We start from the raw sequence: 19,578 nt of genomic DNA on the forward strand, positions 1-19,578 counted from the left end.
CACAGACTTCCGCAATTCCTAAGGAGCAACAGAAACCATGGCGGTTTCCGTAACCCTTCCGGCGCTCGGTGAGAGCGTCACCGAGGGCACTGTCACCCGCTGGCTGAAGGCCGAGGGCGAGCGCGTCGAGGCCGACGAGCCGCTGCTCGAGGTCTCCACCGACAAGGTCGACACCGAGATCCCGGCCCCCGTCGCGGGTGTGCTGGCCTCCATCAAGGTCGCCGAGGACGAGACCGTCGAGGTCGGCGCCGAGCTGGCCCTGATCGACGACGGCTCCGGCGCCCCCGCCGAGGCCGCGGCCCCGGCCGCCGAGGCCCCCGCCGCCGAGGCTCCGGCCCCGGCCGCCCAGGAGGCCCCGCAGTCCGCCCCGTCCACCGAGCAGGAGGCGCCCGCCCCGGCGCCGACCGCCGAGGCGGCCTCCGGCGGCGGTTCCGCCGAGGGCACCGACGTGGTCCTGCCCGCGCTGGGCGAGTCGGTCACCGAGGGCACCGTCACCCGCTGGCTGAAGTCGGTCGGCGACTCCGTCGAGGCCGACGAGCCGCTGCTCGAGGTCTCCACGGACAAGGTCGACACCGAGATCCCGGCGCCCGTCTCGGGCACCCTGCTGGAGATCGTGGTCGGCGAGGACGAGACCGCCGAGGTCGGCGCCAAGCTCGCCGTCATCGGTGCCGCGGGTGCCGCCCCGGCCGCCGCTCCCGAGGCCCCGAAGGCGCCCGCCGCCGAGGCCCCGGCCGCTCCGGCCCCGGCTGCCCCGGCTTCGGCCGCCCCCGCCGCCCCGGCCCCGCAGGCTCCCGCCCCGCAGGCCCCGTCGGCTCCGGCGCCGCAGCAGCAGACCACGCCGGCTCCCGACCCGGTCCCGTCCGCCCCGGCCCCGGCTCCCGCGCCCGCCCAGGCTCCGGCTCCGGCCGCCCCGGCCACCGCGCCGAGCGCGCCGACCGCCACCCAGGCGACCGACGAGGGCGCCTACGTGACCCCGCTGGTGCGCAAGCTCGCCGCCGAGAACGGCGTCGACCTGGCGTCGGTCAAGGGCACCGGTGTCGGTGGCCGCATCCGCAAGCAGGACGTCATCGCCGCCGCCGAGGCCGCGAAGGCCGCCGCCGCCCCGGCTCCGGCCGCGGCCCAGGCTCCGGCCGCCGCGAAGAAGGCCCCGGCGCTGGAGGTCTCCCCGCTGCGTGGCCAGACCGTCAAGATGACCCGCATCCGCAAGGTCATCGGCGACAACATGGTCAAGGCGCTGACCGAGCAGGCCCAGCTCTCCTCGGTCGTCGAGGTCGACGTCACCCGTCTGATGAAGCTGCGCGGCAAGGCGAAGGACTCCTTCGCCGCCCGTGAGGGCGTCAAGCTCTCCCCGATGCCGTTCTTCGTCAAGGCCGCCGCGCAGGCGCTGAAGGCCCACCCGGTCATCAACGCCCGCATCAACGAGGCCGAGGGCACCATCACCTACTTCGACACCGAGAACGTCGGTATCGCGGTGGACTCCGAGAAGGGCCTGATGACCCCGGTCATCAAGCACGCCGGTGACCTCAACCTCGCGGGCATCGCCAAGGCGACCGCGGAGCTGGCCGGCAAGGTCCGCGCCAACAAGATCACCCCGGACGAGCTGTCCGGCGCGACCTTCACCATCTCCAACACCGGTTCGCGCGGCGCCCTGTTCGACACGATCATCGTGCCGCCGAACCAGGTCGCCATCCTCGGCATCGGCGCCACGGTGAAGCGCCCGGCCGTCCTGGAGACGGAGGAGGGCACGGTCATCGCCGTCCGCGACATGACCTACCTCACCCTCTCCTACGACCACCGCCTGGTCGACGGCGCCGACGCGGCCCGCTACCTGACCACGGTCAAGCAGATCCTGGAAGCAGGCGAGTTCGAGGTAGAACTCGGCCTGTAACCCCGGCCTGTGAGGAAGCCCCCTTGTCCAAGGACAAGGGGGCTTCGCCATTCCAGCGCAGGGCAACTGCCACTCCCCAGGGGCGCGGGGAACTGCGCGACCAGCCACGACGAACCCGCACCCGCACACACAGCACGCGCATGACACCCGTAAGGTCATAGTGCCCGCCCCTCTCGAAGGAGCCCAGAATGACCGCGCCCGTAATCCACTCGCTGCGCGAACAGATCCGCGAGCACATCGTGGAGGGCATCGTCAGCGGCCGCTGGCAACCGGGCGAGCGCATCGTGGAACGAAGGATCGCCACCGAACTGGAGGTCAGCCAGACCCCCGTACGCGAGGCCCTCCGCGAACTGGAATCCCTCCGCCTCATCGAATCCGCCCCCAACAAGGGCGTACGCGTACGCAACCTGACCGCGGCCGACCTGGAGGAGAGCTACCCCGTACGGGCCGGCCTGGAAGCCATCGCGGCGGAACTCGCGGCCGAGACCCTCGCGGAGAGCTGCGAGGCCCTGGAACCCCACGTGGCGGCCCTGTACGAGGCCGACCGGGCCGGCGACGGCACCGCCCAGGTCCGCCACACCGTCGGCTTCCACCGCGAACTCGTCCGCGCCGCGGGCAACTCCGTGCTGCTGCACACCTGGGAGGGCCTCGGCATCGAGGTCTTCACCGCCCTGTCGATCCGCTGGCTCGGCACCGTCCAGCAGTCCTACGCCGAGGAGCACGAGGAGCTGGTGCAGGCGTTCCAGCGCCGCGACCCCCGCATCCCCGAGCTGGTGAAGGCACACGTGCTGGGCTGCGCGCCCCGCCCCTGACCCGGCTGAGCCACCCCCCGCTCACCTGGGAAAACAAGGCACCGCGTGCCTGTACGAAAGACACCGGGTGCCTACTTTCGCCTCAAGACCGGGTTTTCGTCCCCAAACCTTTGATCGATCATCGATCAGGGAGTTATTGTCACCGACGGACTTCTACCGAGTTCTCGCCCTGTCCTGCCAAAGACCAAGGGCAACCCCGAACCCTCACCCATGAGGGCTTCCCCCTTCGACTGAGGAAGGCGGCGAGATGACCGACCCCAACGCCATCCAGCCGAGCGCGCTCGACCAGCTCCCGGACCGCGACCCGGAGGAGACCGCCGAGTGGCGCGCCTCCCTGGACGCCGTGGCCAGGGAAGCGGGCCCGCACCGCGCCGCGTACCTGATGCGGCGCACGCTGGAGCGTGCCGAGGCGGGCGGCGTCGCGCTGCCGAAGCTCCTGGAGACGGACTACGTCAACTCCATCCCCACCGCCGCCGAGCCGGGCGTACCCGGTGACGAGGCGATGGAGACCCGGATCACCGCGTGGAACCGCTGGAACGCGGCGGCGATGGTCACCCGCGGCAGCAAGCACGGCGTGGGCGGCCACATCGCCACCTTCGCCTCGGCCGCGTGGCTGTACGAGACCGGCTTCAACCACTTCTTCAAGGGCAAGGAGTCCCCGGACGCCGACGGCTCCGGTGACCAGCTCTACATCCAGGGCCACGCCTCCCCCGGCATCTACGCCCGCGCCTTCCTCGACGGACGGCTGAACGAGGCGCACCTGGACAACTTCCGCCAGGAGGCGGGCGGCAACGGCCTGCCGTCGTACCCGCACCCGCGCCGGCTGCCCTGGCTGTGGGAGTTCCCGACGGTGTCGATGGGCCTCGGCCCGCTCTCCGCGATCTACCAGGCGCGGTTCAACCGCTACCTGACCAACCGCGGCATCAAGGACGTCTCCGCGTCCCACGTGTGGGCGTTCCTCGGTGACGGCGAGATGGACGAGCCGGAGTCGACGGCGGCCCTCGCGCTCGCCGCGCGTGAGGAGCTGGACAACCTCACGTTCGTCATCAACTGCAACCTGCAGCGCCTGGACGGCCCGGTCCGCGCCAACTTCAAGATCGTGCAGGAGCTGGAGGCCCAGTTCCGGGGCGCCGGCTGGAACGTGATCAAGACGCTGTGGGGCACCGCCTGGGACGAGCTGTTCCAGCTCGACACCACGGGCGCGCTGGTCCGCCGCCTTCGCCAGGTGCCGGACGCCCAGATCCAGACGTACCAGACGCGTGACGCGGCCTACATCCGCCAGGACTTCTTCGGCGCCGACCCGGCGCTGGTGGAGATGGCGAAGCTGCTGAGCGACGACAAGATCCTCGAGTGCTTCCACCTGTCGCGCGGCGGTCACGAGGCCCGCAAGGTCTTCGCCGCGTACAAGGCGGCCGTGGAGCACAAGGGCGCGCCGACGGTGATCCTGGCCCAGACGGTCAAGGGCCACACCCTCGGTCCGGGCTTCGCCTCCAAGAACGCCAACCACCAGATGAAGAAGCTCTCGGTGGACGAGTTCAAGGCGATGCGGGACCTGCTGGAGCTGCCGATCTCCGACAGCGCCTTCGCCGACGGCCAGGTGCCCTACGGCCACCCGGGCGCCGACTCCCCCGAGGTCCGCTACCTCCAGGAGCGCCGCGCGGCCCTCGGCGGTCCGGCCCCGGCCCGCCGGACGCACCCGGTCGCGCCGCTGCCCGCCCCGGCGGAGAAGGCGTTCACCTCCTTCGACAAGGGCTCCGGCACGCAGAACGTCGCCACCACCATGGCGTTCGTCCGCCTGGTCAAGGACCTGGTCCGCGACAAGGAGACCGGCAAGCGCTGGGTGCCGATCGTCCCCGACGAGGCGCGCACCTTCGGCATGGAGTCGCTGTTCCCGTCGCTCGGCATCTACTCGCCCAAGGGCCAGACGTACGAGCCGGTCGACCGCGACCAGCTCATGTACTACAAGGAGGCCAAGAACGGCCAGATCCTCAACGAGGGGATCACCGAGGCCGGTTCGATGGCCGACTTCATCGCCGCGTCCACCGCGTACGCCACGCACGGCGAGACGATGATCCCGTTCTACATCTTCTACTCGATGTTCGGCTGGCAGCGCACGGCCGACCAGATGTGGCAGCTCGGCGACCAGCTCGGCCGCGGCTTCCTCGTCGGCGCGACGGCCGGCCGTACGACCCTGACGGGCGAGGGCCTCCAGCACGCCGACGGTCACTCCCCGGTGATCGCCGCGACCAACCCGGCCGCGCTGACGTACGACCCGGCGTTCGCCTACGAGGTCGCCGCGATCGTCAAGGAGGGTCTGCGCCGGATGTACGGCGAGGCCGCGCCGGGCGAGGACCAGGACGTCTTCTACTACCTGACCGTCTACAACGAGCCGATGCCGCAGCCCGCCAAGCCCGCGGTGCCCGGCATCGACGAGGGCATCGTCAAGGGCCTGTACCGGTTCAACACGGCCGAGTCCGCGGGCGTGACCGTCCCGGCGAACGCGCCGCGCATCCAGCTCCTGGGCTCGGGTACGGCGATCCACTGGGCGCTGGACGCGCAGCGGATGCTGGCCGAGGAGTGGGGGGTGGCCGCCGACGTGTGGTCCGCGACCTCCTGGTCCGAGCTGCGCCGTGACGCGATGGACGCCGACGCGGCCCTGCTGCGCGGCGAGGAGCGGGTGCCGTTCGTGCGGCGGGCGCTGCAGGGTGCCGAGGGTCCGGTCCTCGCGGTCTCCGACTACATGCGCCAGGTCCCGGACCAGATCGCGCAGTGGGTCGACCAGGACTGGTCCTCGCTGGGCGCGGACGGCTTCGGTCTCTCCGACACCCGCGCGGCGGCCCGCCGGCACTTCGGTGTCGACGCCGAGTCGATCGTGGTCGCGTCCCTGGCCCAGCTCGCCAAGCGCGGCGCGGTCAAGGCGACGGCGGTGAAGGAAGCCCGCGAGAAGTACGGGCTGTGACCTCCTGAGGTCCGCTGAAGGGGTACGGCGTGCTGCCGTACCCCTTCTTGCTTTTGGCGTGCCGTTCCGCGTGCGGGGCGGGGGTGGAGGCCCGATGCTGGTGGCGTGATGGACGAGACGGAGTTCTGGGAGCTGATCGACGCCACCCGCGAGGCCGCCGAGGGCGACCCCGAGGAGCAGGCCGACCTGCTGGTGGACCGGCTGCTCCAGTTCGACCCGGACATGGTGCTGGACTTCGCCCGTCACTTCGAGGCCCGCTACAACCGCGCCTACCGCTGGGACCTGTGGGGCGCGGCCTGGCTCCTGCTGGACGGCGCGAGCGACGACGCCTTCGACTACTTCCGCTGCTGGCTCATCGGCCAGGGCCGCGAGGTCTTCGAGGGCGCCCTCCACGACCCGGACTCCCTCGCGGAGCTCCTCGACGAGTTCGACGACGAGATAGACGGCGACGGCGAGGAACTCGGCTACGCGGCCGACGAGGCGTACGAACGCCTGACCGGCGTGGTCGCCCCCGACCTGGGCATCGCCCCCGCCCCCGGCGAACCCGCCGGCACCCCGATCGACTTCGAGAACGACGGCACCCTGGCGGACCGGTACCCCACCCTGTGGGACCGCTTCAAGCCGTGAGTACTAGCGGGTGCGGCCCTGGAGACGGGCTGCCTTGGCTCGGATGGTGGGGAGGGTGGTGGTGAGGGCGGCTCCGGGGCAGGTGGTGGCGTAGACGGTGTTGTGGCCGGCGATGGCGGGGAGGGTGGCGGGGGCGCCGGTGTGGTAGCGGCTGAGGTCGCTGGTGGAGGTCAGGCGGACGTGGGCGCGGGGGTCGGTGTCGGAGGGGCCGAGTTTCCAGGCGGCGAGCGCGGCGATGGCGTCGGTCATGGCGGTGGGGACCGTCGCGCCCGCGGTGAAGGTGCCGAGTGCGGCGATGCCCGTCGAGCGGTGGTTGAACCCCATGGTGTGGGCCCCGGTGACCGGCCGGTCGGCGCCCCCGGCGCGGCCCTCGTAGATGGTGCCGCAGCGGTCGACGAGGAAGTTGTAGCCGATGTCGTCCCAGTGCCGGGCGCCGGTCTGGCCGGAGTACAGCGAGCGGATGATGCGGGGGGCGTCGGCGCAGTCGTAGTCGTTGGGCGAGTCGGTGTGGTGGACGAAGACGGCGATGACCCGGTCGTCGTAGCGCGGCGGGGGCTGGCGGCGCAGGGTGGCCTGGTCGAGCCAGGCGGAGCGGGGCAGGATGGCCGGGCGGGGCGCGCGGTGGGCGACGGGTGCGGTGCTCGGCGTGGGGTGCGCGGGGTGGGCCGTGACGGCGCGCTCGCTGCCGGTCACGAGCAGCAGCAGGGCGGCGACGGCGGTCAGGGCCGGCAGGACGCCGGGCAGGCGCGCGATACGCCACGGGCGCGTCCACTTCATGATCCCACTGTCGGCCCGGCGCGGCGGGTCCGCGATGTGTGGTGTGCCACCCGGTGGAACCATCGTCCAGGTCCGGGGCGTTTCTGTGGGTACACGCATACGGGAAGCCCCCGGGCGTGCGACTGATCAACGGGGCTGCCCCGTCCGTATTAGGGGGTCCGACAGAAAGGCGGCTTCGTGGACCTGCTCGACGTGCTGCTCGTGCTGGTGATCCTGCTGTACGCGGCTTCGGGGTACCGGCGCGGGCTGGTGGCCGGGTGTGTCTCGCTGGCCGGCTTCGTGGGCGGCGCGGCGGTCGGCGTGTGGGCGCTGCCGTGGGTGACGGGGCTGGTGACGCGCGGCTCGGCGGCGGCCACGGTGGTCGCGGTGCTCACCGTGCTGGTGCCGGGCATGATCGGGCACGAGCTGGCGGGCCGCCTGGCGCTGAAGCTGCGCAGCCGGATGGACCGAGCGGCCCCGGGCCCGCTGCGGGTCGCGGACGGCATCGGGGGCGCCGCCGCCAACGGGGTCGCCGTCCTCCTCGTCGCGTGGGTCGCCGCGAGCGTGCTGGGCGCGGCCCCCTCGCAGACGGTGACGACGGCGATCCGCAACTCCGCCCTGCTCGGCGCGGTCCAGCAGACGATGCCGGAGACCACCCCCGCCTGGTTCTCGCGGGCCACCTCCGCGCTGACGGAGGCGGGCTTCCCGCAGGTCTTCAACCCCTTCGAGAACGAGTCGACCGCGCAGGTGGCCGAGCCCTCCGGTGACAGCGTGACCCCGGCGGCCACGGAGGCGGCCCGGCGCAGCACCGTGAAGATCGAGGGCTCGGCGGGCGCCGAGGGCCGCGAGGGCAGCGGCTTCGTGTACTCCCCGCGCCGGGTGATGACCAACGCGCACGTGGTGGCCGGCATCGACAATCCGACGGTACGGATCGGCGGGGTCGGCCCGGTGTACCGGGCGCGGGTGGTGCTGTTCGACCCGAACAAGGACGTGGCGGTGCTGTACGTACCGGGGCTGCGCGCCCCGGTGCTCCCCTTCGACTCCTCCGCCCGGCGCGGCGAGTCGGCGGTGGTCGCGGGCTACCCGCAGGACGGCAGCCTCGATCTCCAGGCGGCGACGGTGGCGAACCGGGTGCGGGCGACCGGTCAGAACATCTACAGCGACCGTACGGTCACCCGCGAGATCTACTCCATCCGCTCCACCGTCCGGCCGGGCAACTCCGGCGGCCCGCTGCTCACCACCGACGGCCGGGTCTTCGGCGTGGTCTTCGCCCGCTCCACCTCCAGCGCCGAGACGGGGTACGTGCTCACCGCGTCGGAGGTCTCGGCGGACGCCGCCCGCGCGCAGACCGCGACGGCGCCGGTGGACACGGGTGAGCTGATCACGTCGTAGGGAGTAGACGGCCGCCCTGATTCCGGACGAGCGGGGCATGCTGGGATCATGGACTCTTCCCGAATCGCGGTGACCGGCGCGTCCGGTCTCATCGGCAGCGCCCTGGTGCGGTCCCTCACCGCCGACGGGCACCAGGTGGTGCGGCTGGTCCGGCGCGAGCCGCAGGGCCCGGACGAGGTCCGCTGGGACCCCCAGGAGAGTTACGTGGACGCGGCCGGGCTGGCAGGCGTCCACGCGGTGGTGAACCTGGCGGGCGCGGGGATCGGGGACAAGCGCTGGACGCCGGAGTACAAGCGGATGATCCGCGACAGCCGGGTGTTCGGCACGACCGCGCTCGCGGAGGCCGCCGCCTCCCTGCCCGAGCCGCCGCGCGTCTTCGTGAACGGCAGCGCGATCGGCTTCTACGGCGAGACCGGCGACCGGATCGTGGACGAGGACGCCCCGCCCGGCGAGGGGTTCCTGCCCTCGGTGTGCGAGGAGTGGGAGGAGGCGGCCGCGCCGGTGCGGGAGGCGGGCGTACGGACGGCGTTCGTGCGGACCGGTCTGGTGGTGTCCGCCGCCGGCGGGGCGTGGGCCAAGATGTTCCCCCTGTTCAAGGCGGGGCTCGGCGGGCGTCTTGGCAGCGGGAAGCAGTACTGGTCGTACATCGCGCTGCACGACGAGGTGGCGGCGATCCGGCACATCCTGGACCGGGAGGACCTGTCCGGGCCGTTCAACCTGACCGCGCCGCACCCGCTGACCAACCAGGAGATCACCGAGGCGATGGGCCGGGTGCTGCACCGGCCGACCCCGTTCCCGGTGCCGGCGGCGGTGCTGAAGACCGTGCTGGGCGAGATGGCGGGAGACGTGCTGGGAAGTCAGCGGGTGGTGCCCAAGCGGCTGTTGGAGTCCGGGTTCCAGTTCGCGTTCCCCGGCATCGAGGACACGATCCGCGCGGCGGAGTAGGCCGGCGGCATAGGCGTGATCTTGAGGGGCACAAAGCGGTCATGACCGTATGCGACCGCCGTGCGACCGTGCCCTGCCGATGCGCGACTGGCATTGACCGACAATGACCCTAACCTCGACCCGAACTCGCGTATCCGGCGGGCCAGTTGAGGGCATGACCTCTCCACCGCCGTGCAACCACAGGAGGGGCCACGTGCTTGAGCCCGCGTACCAGGTGGACGTCGTCGTCGTGGGGGCCGGGGTCGCCGGACTCGCGGCGGCCCATCGGCTGACCAGCGCAGGAGTGACGACCGCAGTCCTGGAGGCCGCCCCGGAGGTCGGCGGCCGTATGTCGACCGAGAAGGTCGACGGCTTCCGTCTCGACCGCGTCGGACGGCCCCTGACCACGCCCGGCACCGAGCTGCGCACCGTGCCGGGGCTGGAACCGCTCGCGCTCAAGCAGTTCGCGCCCGGTGTGCTGCTGCACCGGGACGGCCGCAGGCACCGTGCGGGCGCGCCGGCACCCGTAGGGGGCGCAAGGGGCGCACTCCATGTGGCGCGCGCCCTGGCGAGCGCCCCTAGGGGGCCGGTCGCCGTGCTGCCCGGCCGGGCCGGTACGGCGGTCGGCGGGGCATGGGACCAGGCCCGGCTGAACGCCGCGCTGGCCCGGATCGCGGCCACCCCGGTGGACCGGCTGCTGGCCCGCCCGGAACAGGCCGCCGCCGACGCGCTGGCGGCGCGCGGGATTCCGGCCCGTACCGTCGACGGCTTCCTGCGGCCGCTGCTCGCCGCGCTGCTGTGCGACCCGGAACTGAGCACGTCCAGCCGGGGTGCCGACCTCGCGCTGCGGGCGTTCGCGGGGGGCCGGCTGAGCGTGCCGGAGGGCGGGGCGGACGTACTGCCCGAGCTGCTGGCGCGCGCCCTGCCGACGGGCACGGTACGCACCGGGGTGCGGGTCACCTCGGTCTCCACCACCTCGGTCACCACCGCCGAGCACGGCGTGCTGCGCTGTCGCGCGGTGCTGCTGGCCACGGACGCCCGCGCGGCGGCCGAGCTGCTGCCGGGACTCCGCGTCCCGGACTTCCACCCGGTGACCGTCGTCCACCACACCACCGACGACCCCGGCCCGGCGCTCTCCACGGGCACCTCCCTGCTGCTGGACGCGGACCGGGGCGGCCCGGTCGCCCACACGGCGGTCCTCAGCAACGTCGACCCCAGCCGCGCCCCGGCGGGCCGCACCCTGATCTCCTCCACCGTCCTCGGCACCCCGCCGGACGACGTGGACGCCGCCGTCCGCGCCCACCTGTCCCGCCTGTACGGCACGCCCACGAACCGCTGGGAAACCCTGGCCGTCCACCACACTCCCGACGCCGTCCCGTCGATGCGCCCCGCCTACGACCCCCACCGCCCCGTACGCCTCCTGGCCGGCCTCTACGTCTGCGGCGACCACCGCGACACCACCACCCTCCAGGGCGCCCTCCACTCCGCCACCCGAGCCACAACAGCCATCCTCACGGACCTGGGCGCCACAACCTCGATGCACTTGGCAGACCCCCCGGCATCAATGCCACGCGCGGCCTGACACGGGGGCCCGGCCGGCCCACCCGGACCGAGCCGGCCGGGCCCCCGCCCCCCCGCGCCTCCAAGACCCCGCGCTGCGGTCTCGGCCCTACGAGCCCTGCCTCCGCACCCACCGCGACACGAGCACCGGCCGAAGGACTCGACGCCAAGCGCTCCGCACCCACACCCGGCGGCAGCACCCCGAGCCCTGCCACGGCCCAGAGGCCGGCCAGCGGGTCGGGTCGGGTCGGGTCGGGTCGGGTCGGGTCGGGTCGGGTCGGGTCGGGTCGGGTCAGTGGACGCTACTTTCCCAGCCCTGCCCCGCCCGGCCGGAGGCCCGCCGCACCGCCATGCGGGGCCGACGAGCACTGCCTCACCGCCCTGAGCCGGAGAACTCCACGCTAGGCCACCAGCCCCCGCGCCCAGCCAGGGCCCACCGCACCCCGATGACAGGTCGACGGCCGCCGACCCGCACGCCCACCACAACCCGAGCACCAGCCGCAGGACTCAGCACCGGACCACCAGACACCCGCGCCCTGCCGGAGCCCACCGCGGTCGCGACGACGGGTCGGCGGGCGCCGCCCCGTGCCCACCGCGGCCCGTGCGCCTGGCGGGCCTTCGCGACGATGGACGGCGCGGCCCAGCCCCTAGGGCACCCCCCTGCCCTTACCCCAGCGCCGCCACCCGCTCCCGGTACCCCCTCGCCGGGGCCGCGTCGCGGTAGGGCTCCAGGCGGCGTTCGAAGTCGCGGATGTATTCCACCGCGCGGACCGAGCGCATTTCGGCGGCCTGGGCCGCGGCTTCGGCGGCGAGGGTGCAGGCCAGGTCGAGGTCGCCGAGGCCCAGGCGGGCGGTGGCCAGGACGACGCGGGAGAAGAGGCGGCTGCGGGCGTGGGTGGCGGAGCGGAGCCGGAGGGAGCGCTCGGCGTGCTGGGCGGCCGCCCGGAACTGGTGCAGATCCCGGTGGCAGTGGCCGAGTTCGTCGGCGAGCTGGGCCTCGTCGAAGAAGCGCGCCCAGTGCGGCACGTCGTCGCCGGGCCGGGCCGTCTCCAGGGCGCGCTCGGCACGTACCAGTGCGCCGGTGCACGCCCGCGTCTCCCCGAGGACGGCGTGCGCCCGCGCCTCCGCCGCGTGCAGCAGGGCCTGCACCACGGGCGTCGCGCCAGTACCGATCCCCTGCTGGGCGACCCGCGCCAACTGGACGGCCTCCCGCCCGTGCCCGAGGTAGACGGCCTGGCGGCTCATGGTGACCAGCACGTACGAGCCGTAGGCCCGGTCACCGGCCGCCTGGGCGAGCCGCAGGGCCTGCACGAAGTACCGCTGGGCGAGCCCGTGCGCGGCGATGTCGTACGAGGTCCAGCCGGCCAGCCGGGTGAGGTCGGCGGCCGCGCCGAACAGCCGGCGGCCGGTCTGCTCGGAGTAGCTGCCGCGCAGCATCGGCTCGCACTCGTGCTCCAGGTAGCGCACGAGCGCCTGCCGGGCGTGCCCGCCGCCGTACTGGTCGTCCAGCGCCCGGAACAGCTCCCCCACCGACCGCAGCGCGGCGAGGTCCCCGCCGGTCACCCGGTGCCCGGAGGGGCGCGCAGCGGGAGGTGCGGGGGCGCGCACGGGCCCGGCCTGCGCCGGTACCCGGACCGCGGGCTCCCGCGCCACCCGGTCGTCGGCCTTGCCGATCAGCCAGTCCCGGCTGGGCACGACCAGCCCGGCGGGCGTGAACGCGATCTTCCGCAGCTCGGCATGGCTGCCCGAGTCCTTGCGCCACAGCCCGCTGACGATGTCGACGGCCTCCTCGGGCGTCCCCGCGAACTCGAGCCCGGCGTACACCGGAGCGCACGCGTCCAGCCCGAGATCCTGGGCGGTGAGCCGGCGGCCGAGGCGGCGGGTGAAGACCTCGGCGATCAGCGCGGGAGTGGTCCCGCGCGGCTGCTGGCCGCGCAGCCAGCGGGTGACGGAGGTCTTGTCGTATCTGAGGTCCAGCCCGTGTTCCAGGCCGAGCTGATCGACGCGACGGGCCAGACCCGCGTTGGAGAACCCCGCCTCTGCGATGAGCGCGGCGAGCTGGCGGTTGGGGGTGCGCTGCGCGGGTCGGTCCGTCATGTGCGGTGCGGTCTCCTGCCTGACAGGCCACTGAGGTGCCGGGACGGGCTGTGAACAGCCCTTTTGGCCTCACGAACGGCGCGAATGTAGCGGAGAGTGAACAAGCCCTCGCACAGTTCCCCGTGCATTCATCCGATCGTGTGAGGATTACCCGCGCGGCTGACGTCACCCGTCCGGACGTACAGTGGCGTGGGCGCCGTACGCGCCTGACAGGCCCGACGAGGGGTGCCCGGCTTAGGGAGGCGCTTGCCGTGAGTGACTTGCGGTTCGTCCACATGGGGTTCGGCGCGGACGCCGTCGACTACCAGGAGGCGTGGGACGAGCAGCGCCGGGTGCACGCCGCCCGGTTCGCCGACGAGATCCCCGACACCGTCCTGCTGCTGGAACACCCCCCGGTGTACACGGCCGGCCGCCGCACCGACCCGAGCGAGCGCCCGCTGGACGGCACCCCCGTGATCGACGTGGACCGGGGCGGCAAGATCACCTGGCACGGTCCGGGCCAGCTCGTCGGCTACCCGATCCAGAAGCTCCCCCGCCCCGTGGACGTCATCGCCCACGTCCGCCGCCTGGAGGAGGCCCTGATCCGCGCCTGCGCGGAGTACGGCGTCCAGACCACCCGGATCGAGGGCCGCAGCGGTGTCTGGGTGCTGGGCGACCCGGTCGAGCAGCGCCTCGGCGGTCTCTCCCTCGACTTCGATCCCCGGATCGCCGACGAGGAGTTCGACCCCCGGATGAACGGCCCGGAGTACGCCCCCTCCAACGCGGGCCAGCGCCGCGAGGACCGCAAGATCGCCGCGATCGGCATCCGCGTGGCCAAGGGCGTCACCATGCACGGCTTCGCGCTCAACGTGAACCCGGACAACCGCTGGTTCGACCGCATCATCCCGTGCGGCATCCGCGACGCCGGTGTCGCCTCGCTCGCCAATGAGCTGGGCCGGGACATCACGATCGAGGAGGTCGTGCCGGTGGTCGAACGCCACTTGCGCGAGGTCATGGCCGAGGCCGTCCTCGCCCCCCGGGTGATCGAGAAGCCCGCCGCGGTCTGATCCGGGAATGCGGCCTGCGTCCGCGAGGTTTTCACCCCCGGTAGGACCCCATGAACACGGGCGTACCCTGGTGTACGCCGAAGAATCGAAGACTTACTTCGCAACAAGCAGGGAGCCGGTCGTGTCCGCAGTCGCACCCGACGGACGCAAGATGCTGCGCCTGGAGGTCCGTAACAGCCAGACCCCCATCGAGCGCAAGCCCGAGTGGATCAAGACGCGGGCGAAAATGGGACCCGAGTACACCAAGATGCAGAACCTCGTGAAGAGCGAGGGCCTGCACACCGTGTGCCAGGAGGCCGGCTGCCCGAACATCTACGAGTGCTGGGAGGACCGCGAGGCGACCTTCCTCATCGGCGGCGACCAGTGCACCCGGCGCTGTGACTTCTGCCAGATCGACACCGGCAAGCCCGAGGCCCTGGACCGGGACGAGCCGCGCCGCGTGGGCGAGTCCGTGGTCACCATGGACCTCAACTACGCCACGATCACCGGCGTCGCCCGCGACGACCTGGAGGACGGCGGCGCCTGGCTGTACGCCGAGACGGTGCGCCAGATCCACGCCCAGACCGCGGGCCGCGAGACCGGCCGCACCAAGGTCGAGCTGCTGGCCCCCGACTTCAACGCGGTGCCCGAGCAGCTCGCCGAGGTCTTCGAGTCCCGCCCCGAGGTCTTCGCGCACAACGTCGAGACGGTCCCGCGCATCTTCAAGCGCATCCGCCCCGGCTTCCGCTACGAGCGCTCGCTGAAGGTCATCACCGAGGCCCGCGACTTCGGGCTGGTCACCAAGTCCAACCTGATCCTCGGCATGGGCGAGACCCGCGAGGAGGTCGTGGAGGCGCTCCAGCAGCTCCACGACGCCGGCTGCGAGCTGGTCACCATCACCCAGTACCTGCGCCCCTCCGTGCGCCACCACCCCGTCGAGCGCTGGGTGAAGCCGCAGGAGTTCGTGGAGCTGAAGGAGGAGGCCGAGCGGATCGGCTTCTCCGGTGTGATGTCGGGCCCGCTGGTCCGTTCCTCCTACCGCGCCGGGCGCCTTTACCAGATGGCGATCGAGAAGCGTGGTAACTACATCGCCGCCCAGGCGGTGTGAGCGAGTCGTGTGAAATCAGGCACAAGTTCCTACTGGCCAGTAATGGCCGAGTCGACGCGGTCCCGTCCGTCCTCGCTGATGAGGGCGCATGGCGGGGCCGCGTCGGCGTGTACGGGACCCGCGCCGAGGCTTCACTACCGTTTGACCGGTCGGTCACGCACTGGTAACACCAATCAGTGACCCTGGAATCACGCCCCGTACACCACCCGCACCGAGGGGGGACCTCGATCATGCAGGCCGCACCCGTCCGCGCCACCGCCATCCCGTCCTTCGCCGTCGCCCTGCGCGCGGTCGAGACGCTGCTGCTTCAGGGCGGCCAGCGCACCGCCCGCCGCAACGCCTGGACCTCCGTCCTGGAGGACCGCCGCCGCGCCAAGGACCGGGTCGAGGCGCAGCAGTTCCTCGACCGCGCCGCCGCCCGTCCGTAACCCCCGCCATGACGCCGGGCACCGCCGTCGAGAGTGCTCCCGGGGCCACGTAGACTCGTGGGCATGGCGAGGAAGGAAACCGCGGCGGACGCCGCGAGCGCAGGGCGACTGAAGCAGATCGCCCTCACGTACAAGATGACCCGCAAGGCCGACAAGACGATCGGTCTGGTACTCGCGGCTGTCGGGCTCGGTATTTTCGCCGTCCTCCTCGTGATCGGCTTCCTGATCGGGCACCCCGTCTACGGCGGCATCCTGGGCCTGCTGCTCGGTCTGCTGGCGACGGCGATCGTGTTCGGGCGCCGGGCCGAGCGGGCCGCGTTCGGTCAGATGGAGGGCCAGCCGGGGGCCGCGGCCGCGGTACTGGACAACATCGGCCGGGGCTGGGCGACCACCCCCGCGGTGGCGATGAACCGCAGCCAGGACGTGGTGCACCGGGCGGTCGGCAAGGCCGGCATCGTGCTGGTGGCCGAGGGCAACCCGAACCGGGTGAAGAGCCTGCTGGCGGCCGAGAAGAAGAAGATGAACCGCATCGTCGCGGACGTGCCGGTGCACGACGTGATCGTCGGTGACGGTGAGGGCCAGGTCCCGCTGAAGAAGCTGCGGACGACCATGCTGAAGTACCCGCGGGTGCTGACCGGCCCCCAGGTGACCGCCACCAACGACCGGCTGCGGGCGCTGGGCGACCTGATGAGCAACATGCCGCTTCCGAAGGGCCCGATGCCGAAGGGCATGCGGATGCCGAAGGGCGGCGGCAGGGGCCGCTAGTTCCTACGACATGAGAAGGGGCGCCCGGAGATTCTCCGGGCGCCCCTTCGTACGTATCGGGTTGCGCTAGATCCTGACCTCGACGGTCTTGGCGAGCCGGTCGTGCAGGCCCCGGCCGTCGCGGTCCCAGACCAGGGCGGGGACGGCCAGGCAGAGCAGGAAGGTGCGCAGCAGGGCGCGCAGCGGGTTGACGGTGCCGGTCTCCAGGGCGACCACGCGGAGCCCGAGGAGGCGCTTGCCCGGCGTGGAGCCGAGGGTGCCCACGGTGAGGGCGCTCATCGCGAAGAAGACGAGCAGGGCCCAGTTGCTGGTGGCCGGGGAGTTGCCGTGGGTGATCAGGCCGTATGCGATCAGCACGCACAGCCCCCAGTCCACGGCGAGCGCGCCGAGCCGGCGACCCGGACGGGCGATCGAGTTCGGTCCGGTCTCCGGCAGGCCGAGCTGCTCGCCCCGGTACCCGAAGTCGGCACCCGCTTCTTCCATGGCCGCACGCGGCCCGGAGAGCCACGACCCCATCACTTCCCTGTTGTCCACCCGACCACGGTACTGCGCCTGGTTTCGGGCAGTACGGGCAGGGGTGTGACGGGGTTACGTTGGAGGAGTGGCTGGTTAACTTCTGCGAAACAAACGAGTCACGCCCGAGAAATCACCCGTCCCTAGTGTCGGGACCTAGCGTGTGCCACCGCACTGGCCGCACGAGACGATCTACCACCCCGGCGGGAACGGTCGGGAGTAGGAGGAGCTGGATGTTCCAGAACGCCGACGAGGCCAAGAAGTTCATCGCGGACGAGGACGTCAAGTTCGTCGACGTCAGGTTCTGCGACCTGCCGGGCGTCATGCAGCACTTCACCGTGCCCGTCGAGGCGTTCGACCCGGACGAGGAGCTGGCGTTCGACGGCTCGTCGATCCGCGGCTTCCAGGCCATCCACGAGTCCGACATGGCGCTCCGCGCGGACCTGTCGACGTCCCGCGTGGACCCCTTCCGCCGCGACAAGACGCTGAACATCAACTTCTTCATCCACGACCCGATCACGGGCGAGCAGTACTCCCGTGACCCGCGCAACGTGGCGAAGAAGGCGGAGGCGTACCTCGCGTCCACCGGTATCGCCGACACGGCGTTCTTCGGCCCCGAGGCCGAGTTCTACGTGTTCGACAGCGTGCGCTTCAAGACCGCCGAGAACGAGGCGTTCTACCACATCGACTCCGAGGCGGGTGCCTGGAACACCGGCGCGCTCGAGGACAACCGGGGTTACAAGGTCCGCTACAAGGGCGGCTACTTCCCGGTCCCGCCGGTCGACCACTTCGCCGACCTGCGTGCCGAGATCTCCCTGGAGCTGGACAAGGCCGGCCTCAAGGTCGAGCGCCAGCACCACGAGGTGGGCACGGCCGGCCAGGCGGAGATCAACTACAAGTTCAATACGCTGCTCGCCGCCGCGGACGACCTCCAGCTCTTCAAGTACATCGTGAAGAACGTGGCCTGGCGCAACGGCAAGACCGCGACCTTCATGCCGAAGCCGATCTTCGGTGACAACGGCTCGGGCATGCACGTCCACCAGTCGCTGTGGTCGGGCGGCGCGCCGCTCTTCTACGACGAGGCCGGATACGCGGGCCTGTCGGACATGGCGCGCTACTACATCGGCGGCATCCTCAAGCATGCCCCGTCGCTGCTGGCCTTCACCAACCCGACGGTGAACTCGTACCACCGTCTGGTGCCGGGCTTCGAGGCGCCGATCAACCTGGTGTACTCGCAGCGCAACCGCTCCGCGGCGATGCGTATCCCGATCACGGGCTCCAACCCGAAGGCCAAGCGGGTCGAGTTCCGCGCGCCGGACTCCTCGGGCAACCCGTACCTCGCCTTCTCGGCGCTGCTCCTGGCGGGCCTGGACGGCATCAAGAACAAGATCGAGCCGGCCGAGCCGATCGACAAGGACCTCTACGAGCTGGCCCCCGAGGAGCACGCCGGCGTCGCCCAGGTCCCCACCTCCCTCCCGGCCGTCCTCGACCGCCTCGAAGCCGACCACGACTTCCTCCTCCAGGGCGACGTCTTCACCCCGGACCTGATCGAAACGTGGATCGACTACAAGCGGACCAACGAGATCGCCCCGCTGCAGCTCCGTCCGCACCCGCACGAGTTCGAGCTGTACTACGACGTGTGATCGTCGCCGCCTGAAACCAGGTGCCGCCCCCGTCTCCGTTCTGGAGGCGGGGGCGGTTCTGTTTCACCAGGTCAGTGTGGCCGCCACTGGCAAGTGGTCGCTGCCCGTTTTGGGGAGGGTCCAGGAGCGGTTGGCGTCCAGGCCCCGGTACAGGATCTGGTCGATGCGGGCCACCGGGGAGGCTGCCGGCCAGGTGAAGCCGAAGCCGGTGCCGGAGGTTTGCTGGGTGGAGTGGAGGTGGGTGCGGAGGGCGGTGAAGGCTCGGTCGTCCCAGGTGCCGTTCAGGTCGGCCAGGAGGAGCAGGCGGGGGCTTCGGTCGGCGGTGATCGCGTTGGTCAGGGCGGCGGCGCCGATGTTGCGGCTGGTGGTCCAGAAGCCCTTGCGGGGCATGGGGCGGACGGAGCCGAGGTGGGCCACGTAGACCGCCAGGGGGCCGTCGGGGGTGGTCACCGTGGTGTGGAGGGCTCGGTTCTCGGGGAGGTTCGCGGCGGCCGGCTTCGTGGCGGCCAACGGGCCGTAGTTCATGATGTCGATTGGGTGGGTGGCCGATAGGGGGAACTTGCTCCAGAGGCCGACCGTGCCGCGGATCACGTGGTGGGGGTACATCCGCGCCAGCGTCTTCTCGTACAACGGGGTTGCCTGCGGGGTCAGTTCCTCCAGGGCCAGGAGGTCGGCGCCGGAGGCCGCCAGGGTGCGGGCGGTCGGGGCCGGGTCGGCGGTGCCGACGTTGTGGGTGGCTGCGGTGAGGTCGCCGCCCGGGTGGGACTTGTCGGGGAGGAGGCCGCCGAAGACGGTCGTCCAGGCCACGGCCGGCAGTAGGAGCGCCGTCACCGCGGAGAGGGAGCGGCGCCAGAGAGCCGCGGCCAGGAGGACCGGGATGAAGACGCCCAGCCACGGCAGGACGTTGTCCAGCAGGCTTCCCAGGCCCGCGTAATCCGGGATCTTCGCGTGCAGCAGCAGGAGCAGGCCCAGCAGCAGCGCCAGCGCCGTGAGTACCGGGCCGCGTTTCCAGGGCTCCGGGCGGGTACAGGCGCGGAGCGCGTTTCGCATCATGCGGCCAGCCAAGGCGGCACGGTGTTGC

At 71.9% G+C, this 19,578-nt stretch carries 16 protein-coding genes; 12 read left to right on the forward strand and 4 right to left on the reverse strand.

Annotated elements, in window-relative coordinates; translation table 11 throughout:
• The first annotated feature begins 37 nt into the window (after positions 1-37).
• The 4 genes from sucB to E5083_RS11925 all read left to right on the forward strand — a co-directional run bounded on the left by sucB (position 38) and on the right by E5083_RS11925 (position 6,286).
• The gene (gene sucB, locus E5083_RS11910; protein WP_135785608.1) at positions 38-1,888 is read left to right on the forward strand and encodes a 2-oxoglutarate dehydrogenase, E2 component, dihydrolipoamide succinyltransferase; all 1,851 of its coding nucleotides are present in this window, start codon (positions 38-40) and stop codon (positions 1,886-1,888) included.
• Between the two features lie 188 nt (positions 1,889-2,076).
• Positions 2,077-2,700 (forward strand): GntR family transcriptional regulator, encoded by a 624-nt coding sequence (locus tag E5083_RS11915; RefSeq protein ID WP_135785609.1) that lies wholly within the window; start codon positions 2,077-2,079, stop codon positions 2,698-2,700.
• Between the two features lie 247 nt (positions 2,701-2,947).
• Entirely contained in the window at positions 2,948-5,659 is a 2,712-nt protein-coding gene (aceE, locus tag E5083_RS11920; protein WP_135785610.1) for a pyruvate dehydrogenase (acetyl-transferring), homodimeric type, read from the forward strand.
• 108 nt (positions 5,660-5,767) lie between these two features.
• On the forward strand, positions 5,768-6,286 hold the full coding sequence (locus E5083_RS11925; RefSeq protein ID WP_135785982.1) for a DUF4240 domain-containing protein: 519 nt from the start codon (positions 5,768-5,770) through the stop codon (positions 6,284-6,286).
• 3 nt (positions 6,287-6,289) lie between these two features.
• Here E5083_RS11925 and E5083_RS11930 read toward each other — a convergent pair whose 3' ends face one another.
• Entirely contained in the window at positions 6,290-7,063 is a 774-nt protein-coding gene (locus tag E5083_RS11930; RefSeq protein WP_244317479.1) for a peptidoglycan recognition protein family protein, read from the reverse strand.
• Positions 7,064-7,240: 177 nt separating this feature from the next.
• Here E5083_RS11930 and E5083_RS11935 point away from each other — a divergent pair, with 177 nt between their 5' ends.
• The 3 genes from E5083_RS11935 (at position 7,241) to E5083_RS11945 (ending at position 10,940) form a co-directional block, all read left to right on the forward strand.
• Positions 7,241-8,434 (forward strand): MarP family serine protease, encoded by a 1,194-nt coding sequence (locus E5083_RS11935; RefSeq protein WP_135785612.1) that lies wholly within the window; start codon positions 7,241-7,243, stop codon positions 8,432-8,434.
• Positions 8,435-8,482: 48 nt separating this feature from the next.
• The gene (locus tag E5083_RS11940) at positions 8,483-9,379 is read left to right on the forward strand and encodes a TIGR01777 family oxidoreductase (protein ID WP_135785613.1); all 897 of its coding nucleotides are present in this window, start codon (positions 8,483-8,485) and stop codon (positions 9,377-9,379) included.
• Positions 9,380-9,572: 193 nt separating this feature from the next.
• Positions 9,573-10,940 carry an FAD-dependent oxidoreductase gene (locus tag E5083_RS11945; protein WP_135785614.1) on the forward strand — a complete coding sequence of 456 codons (1,368 nt, stop codon included), beginning with the start codon at positions 9,573-9,575 and terminating at the stop codon, positions 10,938-10,940.
• A gap of 644 nt (positions 10,941-11,584) precedes the next feature.
• Here the strand turns inward: E5083_RS11945 and E5083_RS11950 are convergent.
• On the reverse strand, positions 11,585-13,015 hold the full coding sequence (locus E5083_RS11950) for an NsdA family TPR-like regulatory protein (protein WP_135785615.1): 1,431 nt from the start codon (positions 13,013-13,015) through the stop codon (positions 11,585-11,587).
• A 251-nt stretch (positions 13,016-13,266) separates the two neighbouring features.
• Between E5083_RS11950 and lipB the strand changes: the two genes are divergently transcribed.
• The 4 genes from lipB to E5083_RS11970 all read left to right on the forward strand — a co-directional run bounded on the left by lipB (position 13,267) and on the right by E5083_RS11970 (position 16,341).
• The gene (lipB, locus tag E5083_RS11955) at positions 13,267-14,061 is read left to right on the forward strand and encodes a lipoyl(octanoyl) transferase LipB (RefSeq protein WP_135785616.1); all 795 of its coding nucleotides are present in this window, start codon (positions 13,267-13,269) and stop codon (positions 14,059-14,061) included.
• Between the two features lie 121 nt (positions 14,062-14,182).
• On the forward strand, positions 14,183-15,148 hold the full coding sequence (gene lipA, locus E5083_RS11960; protein ID WP_135785617.1) for a lipoyl synthase: 966 nt from the start codon (positions 14,183-14,185) through the stop codon (positions 15,146-15,148).
• 230 nt (positions 15,149-15,378) lie between these two features.
• Positions 15,379-15,576 (forward strand): SCO2195 family GlnR-regulated protein, encoded by a 198-nt coding sequence (locus E5083_RS11965; protein ID WP_135785618.1) that lies wholly within the window; start codon positions 15,379-15,381, stop codon positions 15,574-15,576.
• Between the two features lie 63 nt (positions 15,577-15,639).
• Positions 15,640-16,341 (forward strand): DUF4191 domain-containing protein, encoded by a 702-nt coding sequence (locus E5083_RS11970; protein ID WP_030807686.1) that lies wholly within the window; start codon positions 15,640-15,642, stop codon positions 16,339-16,341.
• A 66-nt stretch (positions 16,342-16,407) separates the two neighbouring features.
• Here E5083_RS11970 and E5083_RS11975 read toward each other — a convergent pair whose 3' ends face one another.
• A complete protein-coding gene (locus E5083_RS11975) occupies positions 16,408-16,875 on the reverse strand; it encodes an RDD family protein (protein ID WP_135785619.1) in 468 nt (155 codons plus the stop codon).
• A gap of 212 nt (positions 16,876-17,087) precedes the next feature.
• Here E5083_RS11975 and glnA point away from each other — a divergent pair, with 212 nt between their 5' ends.
• On the forward strand, positions 17,088-18,497 hold the full coding sequence (gene glnA / locus E5083_RS11980) for a type I glutamate--ammonia ligase (RefSeq protein WP_030807690.1): 1,410 nt from the start codon (positions 17,088-17,090) through the stop codon (positions 18,495-18,497).
• A gap of 63 nt (positions 18,498-18,560) precedes the next feature.
• On the opposite strand, the gene E5083_RS11985 is transcribed toward glnA, so the two are convergent.
• Positions 18,561-19,547: an endonuclease/exonuclease/phosphatase family protein gene (locus tag E5083_RS11985; RefSeq protein ID WP_135785983.1), complete on the reverse strand. Its 987-nt coding sequence runs from the start codon at positions 19,545-19,547 to the stop codon at positions 18,561-18,563.
• Positions 19,548-19,578: the final 31 nt, after the last annotated feature.

The organism is Streptomyces bauhiniae (assembly GCF_004784475.1).
GTDB classification, from domain to species: Bacteria; Actinomycetota; Actinomycetes; order Streptomycetales; family Streptomycetaceae; genus Streptomyces; species Streptomyces seoulensis.

Bases quoted from the DNA above. Each gene is read 5' to 3' on its own strand.
- sucB (WP_135785608.1), top strand. From the start codon at position 38: ATGGCGGTTTCCGTAACCCTTCCGGCGCTCGGTGAGAGCGTCACCGAG.
- E5083_RS11915 (WP_135785609.1), top strand. From the start codon at position 2,077: ATGACCGCGCCCGTAATCCACTCGCTGCGCGAACAGATCCGCGAGCAC.
- aceE (WP_135785610.1), top strand. From the start codon at position 2,948: ATGACCGACCCCAACGCCATCCAGCCGAGCGCGCTCGACCAGCTCCCG.
- E5083_RS11925 (WP_135785982.1), top strand. From the start codon at position 5,768: ATGGACGAGACGGAGTTCTGGGAGCTGATCGACGCCACCCGCGAGGCC.
- E5083_RS11930 (WP_244317479.1), bottom strand. From the start codon at position 7,063: ATGAAGTGGACGCGCCCGTGGCGTATCGCGCGCCTGCCCGGCGTCCTG.
- E5083_RS11940 (WP_135785613.1), top strand. From the start codon at position 8,483: ATGGACTCTTCCCGAATCGCGGTGACCGGCGCGTCCGGTCTCATCGGC.
- E5083_RS11950 (WP_135785615.1), bottom strand. From the start codon at position 13,015: ATGACGGACCGACCCGCGCAGCGCACCCCCAACCGCCAGCTCGCCGCG.
- E5083_RS11965 (WP_135785618.1), top strand. From the start codon at position 15,379: ATGCAGGCCGCACCCGTCCGCGCCACCGCCATCCCGTCCTTCGCCGTC.
- E5083_RS11970 (WP_030807686.1), top strand. From the start codon at position 15,640: ATGGCGAGGAAGGAAACCGCGGCGGACGCCGCGAGCGCAGGGCGACTG.
- glnA (WP_030807690.1), top strand. From the start codon at position 17,088: ATGTTCCAGAACGCCGACGAGGCCAAGAAGTTCATCGCGGACGAGGAC.
- E5083_RS11985 (WP_135785983.1), bottom strand. From the start codon at position 19,547: ATGCGAAACGCGCTCCGCGCCTGTACCCGCCCGGAGCCCTGGAAACGC.